Source organism: Citrobacter amalonaticus (genome assembly GCF_037053465.1).
Taxonomy (GTDB): Bacteria; Pseudomonadota; Gammaproteobacteria; order Enterobacterales; family Enterobacteriaceae; genus Citrobacter_A; species Citrobacter_A amalonaticus_H.
In genome coordinates this window covers 1-1,724 of the sequence record NZ_JBALIF010000051.1, presented here as the reverse complement: position 1 = coordinate 1,724, position 1,724 = coordinate 1, and the positions used below count along the sequence as shown (strand labels likewise).

Annotated in this window: 1 tRNA gene and 2 rRNA genes; all 3 read right to left on the bottom strand. The window is 51.0% G+C overall.

Annotated elements, in window-relative coordinates:
• A 23S ribosomal RNA gene (locus WB371_RS23705) occupies positions 1–1,169 on the bottom strand; the annotation flags it as partial.
• Between the two features lie 184 nt (positions 1,170–1,353).
• A tRNA-Glu gene (locus WB371_RS23700) sits at positions 1,354–1,429 on the bottom strand.
• Between the two features lie 171 nt (positions 1,430–1,600).
• A 16S ribosomal RNA gene (locus tag WB371_RS23695) occupies positions 1,601–1,724 on the bottom strand; the annotation flags it as partial.

The following is a 1,724-nucleotide window of genomic DNA, read 5'->3' as shown; positions in this document are numbered from 1 at the left end:
TCGCTGCCGCAGCTTCGGTGCATGGTTTAGCCCCGTTACATCTTCCGCGCAGGCCGACTCGACCAGTGAGCTATTACGCTTTCTTTAAATGATGGCTGCTTCTAAGCCAACATCCTGGCTGTCTGAGCCTTCCCACATCGTTTCCCACTTAACCATGACTTTGGGACCTTAGCTGGCGGTCTGGGTTGTTTCCCTCTTCACGACGGACGTTAGCACCCGCCGTGTGTCTCCCGTGATAACATTCTTCGGTATTCGCAGTTTGCATCGGGTTGGTAAGTCGGGATGACCCCCTAGCCGAAACAGTGCTCTACCCCCGAAGATGAGTTCACGAGGCGCTACCTAAATAGCTTTCGGGGAGAACCAGCTATCTCCCGGTTTGATTGGCCTTTCACCCCCAGCCACAAGTCATCCGCTAATTTTTCAACATTAGTCGGTTCGGTCCTCCAGTTAGTGTTACCCAACCTTCAACCTGCCCATGGCTAGATCACCGGGTTTCGGGTCTATACCCTGCAACTTAACGCCCAGTTAAGACTCGGTTTCCCTTCGGCTCCCCTATTCGGTTAACCTTGCTACAGAATATAAGTCGCTGACCCATTATACAAAAGGTACGCAGTCACCCCATTAAAGAGGCTCCCACTGCTTGTACGTACACGGTTTCAGGTTCTTTTTCACTCCCCTCGCCGGGGTTCTTTTCGCCTTTCCCTCACGGTACTGGTTCACTATCGGTCAGTCAGGAGTATTTAGCCTTGGAGGATGGTCCCCCCATATTCAGACAGGATACCACGTGTCCCGCCCTACTCATCGAGCTCACAACATGTGCACTTTTGTGTACGGGGCTGTCACCCTGTATCGCGTGCCTTTCCAGACACTTCCACTACCACACATGCTGATTCAGGCTCTGGGCTTCTCCCCGTTCGCTCGCCGCTACTGGGGGAATCTCGGTTGATTTCTTTTCCTCGGGGTACTTAGATGTTTCAGTTCCCCCGGTTCGCCTCGTTAACCTATGTATTCAGTTAACGATAGTGTGACGGATCACACTGGGTTTCCCCATTCGGACATCGCCGGTTATAACGGTTCATATCACCTTACCGACGCTTTTCGCAGATTAGCACGTCCTTCATCGCCTCTGACTGCCAGGGCATCCACCGTGTACGCTTAGTCGCTTAACCTCACAACCCGAAGATGTTTCACTTCATGATTGCGATAATTTGAGAGACTCGAACACACCATTAACGGTGTGTCGTTTCAATTTTCAGCTTGATCCAGATTTTTAAAGAGCAAATATCTCAAACGTGACTCGTAAGTCAGTTTTGAGATATGTCGGCACGCGTCTTTCACTCACATACCAGCAAGTGGCGTCCCCTAGGGGATTCGAACCCCTGTTACCGCCGTGAAAGGGCGGTGTCCTGGGCCTCTAGACGAAGGGGACACGAAAATTGTTTATCACGCGCTGCGTGATATTTTCGTGTAGGGTGAGCTTTCATTAATAGAAAGCGAGCGGCCTTATTCTGTTCAGCCTCACTCCCAACGCGTAAACGCCTTGCTTCTTACTTTTCATCAGACAATCTGTGTGAGCACTGCAAAGGCAGGTTCTTTCAGGTAAGGAGGTGATCCAACCGCAGGTTCCCCTACGGTTACCTTGTTACGACTTCACCCCAGTCATGAATCACAAAGTGGTAAGCGCCCTCCCGAAGGTTAAGCTACCTACTTCTTTTGCAACCCAC